A 6504-nucleotide genomic window follows, 5' to 3' on the forward strand; every position below is an offset into this window, starting at 1 on the left:
TGATGGCCGCTAATGGTCTGTCGCATCGCTTAATTTTGAATTTTCAGCAGATCGATTTCAAATAATTTCGGCCACAATTTTCCAGTGACAAACAGGCGATGGCGCTTACTGTCATAAGCAATACCATTGAGTACTGCATCAGCGGAATTGCTAACGCGTTCGCCAGGTGGCAGCAACCCTTTCAGATTGATCCAGCCGACGACATGGCCTGTTGCCGGATCAATTCGGGCAATCACATCGGTGCCCCAGATATTGGCGAATAGCTCGCCTTCCACCCACTCAAGCTCGTTTAGTCTATCTACGGCGATACCATCGGCCATCACATAAATCCTGCGTTCCTCTTTTAATGTGACTGGATTAAGGATGCGGATAAAAGGTGTGCCGTCGCTCATATACACATGACGCGTATCGCTAGTTAGCCCCCATCCCTCGCCCATGTAAGTAAAGCGTTTTTTTAAGTTAAAGGTTTTAGCGTCGAAGATAAAGCCGACTTGCGACTTCCAGGTCAAACTAATAATTTTCCCATCGATTTCGGTTGATCCCTCGCCAAAAAATTCTGGACTCAAATCTTTCTGCTGTACGATTTTACCGCTGACAAGATCAACTTTTCTTAGCGATGAGTGTCCAGCTAATCCGGTACTTTCATACAAAAAATCGTCTTTATAAAACAAGCCTTCAGTAAAAGCGGATGGATCGTGCGGGTAAGTATTTTTGACGATGTAGCCATACACAGGGATGGCAGCGTGCGCCATATTTCCCGTTAAAAACGCGCTGACTAATAGCCATTTTGCGAAATTCTTCAACATTGAGTCCTTTAATATGATGGCTTGGAGCTTGCCATTAACTATATGCGAATGCTTCAGAGGATTGCACTGAAAAGCGTCGACGAGAACAATACACGGGTGCGGTGACGGGACGCAAGATTGTTGATGCGATTTTGTGTAAGTGTTACAAATATTGCCAATAAATGAGCAAGCTGCAATATCAAAACCTCCGATTGAAACATAAACATCATTAAACGATCGCGTGCGGCGCTCAACATGGTCACTAATTAATTTACCGCATGAGAATTTACTACGCGACAATCTTGTTTAGAAGCATGTCAGCCCCATCTATGATGGCGGTCATTGCTCAGATAATCCGAGCAGACAATTAGATCAAACAATTCGTACAGTCCAGCTTGAAAGCTGACACAATATCGCCAATTCGTCACCATAAAGCTCCTATGACCGCTCCCGCCAGTAACGACGCTGCATCCAAAAGTAGTCTTGCGACACTCAAAGGCTTAGTGCCATTTTTAACTCCTTATCGTCGTCAATTTTTTTTGGCGGGTATTGCTTTAATCATTGCCGCTTGTGCAACGTTGGCGATTCCTTATGCCTTCCGGCAAATGATCGATCTGGGATTTGGCGGTACTGGCACGCGTGGCATCCAACATGTGGACGCGACTTTTCTGGCGCTGTTTGGGGTCGCCTGCGTCTTGGGTGTAGCTACCGCAGCACGATTTTATATGGTGTCCTGGTTGGGGGAGCGGGTTACCGCTGACATCCGCAATGCGGTGTATTCGCATGTAGTTACGCAAAGTCCCGAGTTTTTTGAGACAACTCAGACAGGTGAAGTTTTATCCCGCCTGACGACCGACACAACATTGATTCAGGCAGTTGTTGGCACCAGTATTTCTATGGCACTGCGCAACGCATTATTGTTTATGGGCGGTCTGGTAATGTTATTTATTACTAGCCCAAAACTGTCCTCCATTATCATCGTCACATTGGCAGCGACGGTGCTCCCGATCGTGCTGTTTGGCCGGCGAGTACGCAAATTATCCCGCGATTCTCAAGATCGGATTGCGGATGCCTCTGCTGTCGCGGGTGAAATTTTAAATGCGATGCCGACTGTACAAGCATTCACACACGAACCCATTGAGGCGCGGCGTTTCTCCAGCTCGGTAGAAGATGCTTTTAGTACAGCAATGCGTCGAATACGTGCCCGTTCGTTACTGACGATGGTCGCAATTTTATTGATCTTCGGTGCCATCGTATTTGTCCTGTGGCTGGGAGCGCACTCGGTAATGCGAGGTGAAATGAGCGGTGGCATGCTAGGGCAATTTATCTTGTATGCATCCATCGTTGCTGGCGCAGTCGGCGCTTTGTCTGAAGTAATGGGCGAAGCACAACGCGCCGCCGGTGCTACCGAACGCTTGCTAGAGCTTATGGCAGCACAATCACCAATCCAATCTGCACCGAATCCATTAAAGCTGCCTCCGCGCGCTGCCAATGGGGCTGCTTTATCGTTGACTGACATCGTGTTTCATTATCCGTCACGGCCCAATATGGCGTCGATAGGACATATGTCCTTAGATATCAAACCGGGTGAAACAGTCGCCGTGGTCGGCTCGTCTGGTGCAGGCAAAACCACCTTATTTCAGTTGTTGCTGCGTTTTTATGACCCGCAACAAGGCAAGATCACATTAGATGGCGTGGATATACGTCAGTTAGATCTACATGATTTACGCAATGCAATCGGTATCGTGCCACAAGATACGGTGATTTTTTCTGCCAATGCATTAGAAAATATACGCTATGGCAAAGCGGATGCCAGCGATGCAGAAGTGATCGCTGCAGCTAAAATGGCGGCGGCGCATGAGTTTATTGAACGTCTGCCAGAAGGCTATAACTCCTTCCTTGGTGAGCGTGGTGTGCGCCTGTCTGGTGGTCAACGTCAACGCATCGCGATTGCACGGGCGCTACTTAAAAATCCACCGTTGCTCTTGTTAGATGAGGCCACTAGCGCGCTTGATGCAGAATCAGAGCGCCTGGTTCAAGGTGCGCTGGAAGCAGCAATGCAAGGTCGCACTACCCTGATCATCGCGCATCGGCTAGCAACCGTACAGAGAGCTGATCGTATTATCGTCATGGAGCACGGACATATTGTTGAAACTGGCACCCATAATAGCTTGGTAGCGCAAGGCGGTATTTACGCCAACCTAGCGTCTTTACAATTCAATACATCGACTTAAATATTGGCTTAATTATTAAGCTTAAATAGCTTCTATGAGCTTGGTTAAGGCTCAAGAAGCTATTGTTAGTCACTGCATAAATCAGCTGCATTAAGTAACTGCAACTGACTACAAAGTAAGCCTTTTATCGCAGAATTATCTTGTAACAAGAGTGACATTTTTCTTGACGTCGGAATTGGCACTTGCGTACACTCTCCCGATCCCATCAACATCGTCGATCATGATCGATTAGACAATACACCGCCTATGAAACGTTTCCGACACAGCATCTCCTCTATTCTCGCTTCAGCAATCTTGCTTTGCTTTACGCCTTCAAGCTCCGCCGCAGAAAATGATTTACTCGCATTAACTAGCGTACCTGAGTCAAGCACTCAGCCGATTGGCGTCTTGCGTACCAATGAGGTGGCACCGACAATTAATGTTGCGATAGAAGATAGTGCCGATAAAATTGCTGCAGAGAATCCTGTTGAACTGACAGCGCCAGAAGCCAATTTATGGAATCGGATTCGCAATGGTTATGCAATCCCGGATCTGGATAATCAATTAGTTAGTAATCAGCTTAATTGGTACAGCACTCGTACTGAATACATACAGCGAACCGTGCAGCGCGGTTCACGCTACTTGTATCACGTTGTAGAGGAGCTGGAAAAGCGCGGTATGCCAACTGAACTAGCATTACTTCCATTTATTGAATCAGCCTTTAATCCTCAGGCAATTTCTACTGCCAAAGCATCTGGCATGTGGCAATTTATGGCGGCAACCGGCCGTGATTTCAATCTAAAACAGAGCATGTTTAAGGATGACCGACGCGGCGTACTAGATTCTACTGACGCTGCCCTGACGTACCTGGAACGCTTATACGGTATGTTTGGTGATTGGCAATTAGCCTTGGCCGCCTATAACTGGGGCGAAGGTTCGGTTCAACGGGCGATCAAAAAACAGCAGGCAATGGGCTTGCCAATTGACTTTGAAAGTTTGTCTGCGTTGATGCCGAATGAGACAAAAAACTATCTGCCAAAATTGCAGGCAGTTAAAAATATCATCGGGCATCCAGAACAATTTGGCATAGAACTACCCAAGTTAGAAAATCAACCCTACTTCGTTACAGTAGAAAAAACTCGTGATATTGATGTACGGGTAGCCGCACAATTAGCAGAGATGTCTGTAGTTGATTTTACAGCGTTAAATCCGCAATTCAATCGCCCCGTCATTACTGGCGATAGCAAAACTAAAATTCTGCTCCCGACTGACAATGCGATGTTGTTCAGAGAAAATTTAAGTAAGTGGAATGGTCCGCTATCTACCTGGGCTACTCATACTGTAGGCAAAACTGAACGAGTAGAATCTTTGGCTAATCGTTTGGGGATGAAAGCTGAAACACTGCGTGAAGTTAATTTCATTCCACCAAAAATGTTAGTCAAAGCAGGATCAACTTTGCTCATTCCGAGATCAAGCAAAACACCGGATCAGGATATCTCTATGGAGATTGCTGAAAAGGCGCAGTTGATCATTGAAAAGACTCCGTCGACCAGGCAGATGCATTTTAAAGTCGGCAAAGCAGATAATTTGAACTCAATTGCTAAGCGCTATAAAGTTAGTGTGGCGGACATCAAGAGCTGGAACAATTTGAAGCGGGATAGCGTCAGTGCAGGTCAGACACTACAAATACAAGTGCCAGTTCTGCAAGCGAGAACAAAATCAAACCACGTAGCATCAGCACATAATAATCGCAACACTAAAACCAACAGCAGAACCGCAAAGACAGCGGCTCCACGCGCGGCCAAAACGATACTTGCGCATGCAAAGTCAGGTAAAAAGCATAGCTAATTTTCACTGGCGATATTACTCAAAATACCTCAGTCAAAGTACATCGTTCAAAATAAAAAAGCCCCGGTTGAACTCGGGGCTTTTTTATACCAAGGAATCTAAATCACTAGATGAAAATTCCTTAATATTTTACAAGGTCGGTTCAATCAATTACTTACCAGATTGATTGGCGTAGATAATCCAGTAACGCGCCAGATCAGCAGTGCCGTCAGTACCTTGCACTGTCTTCAAAACCTTGATTGCATTCGCTTTTTTACCAGCTTGCAGTAAAGATATACCTTGCAAGAGTTTGGCGTCATCAGGACGCTTCAAACTACCTTTAGTCATACCCTGGTCGATCAAGCTTAAACCTTTATCAAACTGGCCTGCGGTAACGTATGCATAACCAAGCGTAACCGATGCATTACCATCCTTACTTTGATTGGCTTCAGCCTCATTGGCTGCGGCATTTGCTTTGCTTTCTGCTAAATTTTTGTTGGCCAGATCGCGCAGACGTTGATGACGTGCGGCATCAGTACCTGTGCCAAGTGCGCCTGCTTTGTAGCCCTGATCAATAATCTTGATCGCTTCTGCAGGATAACCTGCTTGCAAAGATAATTGAGACATTTCCATAAAATCGCCGGTACGAGTAATTTGTCCCAAAGCTAGTTTCAAGCGATCTAAATCCAAGGATAAACGCTCAGAATAACCGGGCTTACTTTGAATACGGCCAAGCAAATCAAGCCAGTAATCTTTCTTTGGATAGAAAACTAATAACTTTTCAATTGCAGCAACATAAGTGGCTTTGTCGTTTTGCTTCAGAGCAGCATTAGCATAAAGTTGCAGACTAGTTTCACTTGGAGTACGACCTGATTTTTCTTCGGATGCAAGATCAGCCTTAACCTCTTTCATAGTGCGGGCATAATCACCGCTCATGTATAGAGATTGGATCAGGAATAGACGCATTGCCGGATCGTTACCGCCATCGGAAAAATAACGAGTAACCCATTGCACGGTCTTAGCGTAATTCCCTGCTTTGTAATAAGCTGATGCCAGACCTTGTATGTATTTAATTTGTTCGCCAGCAGGCAATTTGTTCGCAGCGATAATTGTTTCGTAAGAACGAATCACAGTGTCATTATCACCAGCAGCACTTGCAATCGCAGCACGCATACGCTCAATCGTAAAACTTTCATTCATTGTTTTACCGCTCACGCTATCCGTATCGTGAAGTTTAGCGAGTGCTTCTTTGTATTTCTTGGCCTTAAACAAATCACCAGCAGCTTGTACTGCTTTGCCGATTTCAGGGCGCATGGCCTCTTGAGCATAGACTACGTTACCGGCAATATTCGTCAGTTCTGGAACAGCACAAAAACCAATCGCAGCAAGTAAAACAGCGAGGCGTGACAATCGAAGTTGCTTCATGTTTTGATCTCTCAATCAATAAATTTAATGAATTTTAAAATTGCAGCTTTATCAAAATGAAAAAAGGCAGGAGTAACCCTGCCAATTTTGAATAATACCTTAGATTTTCTGGTTCACGCAGTGAGAAGCGGAGTAAATACTGAATTTCACGTATCTAACTCACTTCAAGAACTGCTCATTACCAACCATACCGATCTTATTGACGCCCAGTCGTTGCGCCTCCGCCATCACATGCGCCACCGCTTTATACGGTA

Annotated in this window: 4 protein-coding genes and 1 pseudogene; 2 read left to right on the forward strand and 3 right to left on the reverse strand. The window is 45.4% G+C overall.

All coding sequences use genetic code 11. From position 1 onward, the window contains the following. Positions 1 to 29: 29 nt before the first annotated feature. Entirely contained in the window at positions 30 to 806 is a 777-nt protein-coding gene (locus AAKU64_RS11915) for a glutaminyl-peptide cyclotransferase (RefSeq protein ID WP_354331477.1), read from the reverse strand. A gap of 419 nt (positions 807 to 1225) precedes the next feature. Between AAKU64_RS11915 and AAKU64_RS11920 the strand changes: the two genes are divergently transcribed. Both AAKU64_RS11920 and AAKU64_RS11925 read left to right on the forward strand, forming a co-directional pair. After that, complete coding sequence (locus AAKU64_RS11920) at positions 1226 to 3019, forward strand: ABC transporter transmembrane domain-containing protein (protein ID WP_354331476.1); 1794 nt, start codon at positions 1226 to 1228, stop codon at positions 3017 to 3019. A gap of 246 nt (positions 3020 to 3265) precedes the next feature. Continuing rightward, positions 3266 to 4846, forward strand: a complete 1581-nt coding sequence (locus tag AAKU64_RS11925; protein ID WP_354331474.1) for a transglycosylase SLT domain-containing protein — start codon at positions 3266 to 3268, stop codon at positions 4844 to 4846. A 150-nt stretch (positions 4847 to 4996) separates the two neighbouring features. Here AAKU64_RS11925 and AAKU64_RS11930 read toward each other — a convergent pair whose 3' ends face one another. Together AAKU64_RS11930 and AAKU64_RS11935 are read right to left on the reverse strand one after the other, a co-directional pair. Beyond that, a complete protein-coding gene (locus AAKU64_RS11930; protein ID WP_354362174.1) occupies positions 4997 to 6250 on the reverse strand; it encodes a tetratricopeptide repeat protein in 1254 nt (417 codons plus the stop codon). A gap of 159 nt (positions 6251 to 6409) precedes the next feature. Continuing rightward, positions 6410 to 6504, reverse strand: a pseudogene (locus tag AAKU64_RS11935) (biopolymer transporter ExbD); the annotation flags it as partial.

The sequence above is a fragment of the Undibacterium sp. GrIS 1.8 genome, assembly GCF_040544445.1.
Lineage (GTDB): Bacteria > Pseudomonadota > Gammaproteobacteria > Burkholderiales > Burkholderiaceae_D > Undibacterium.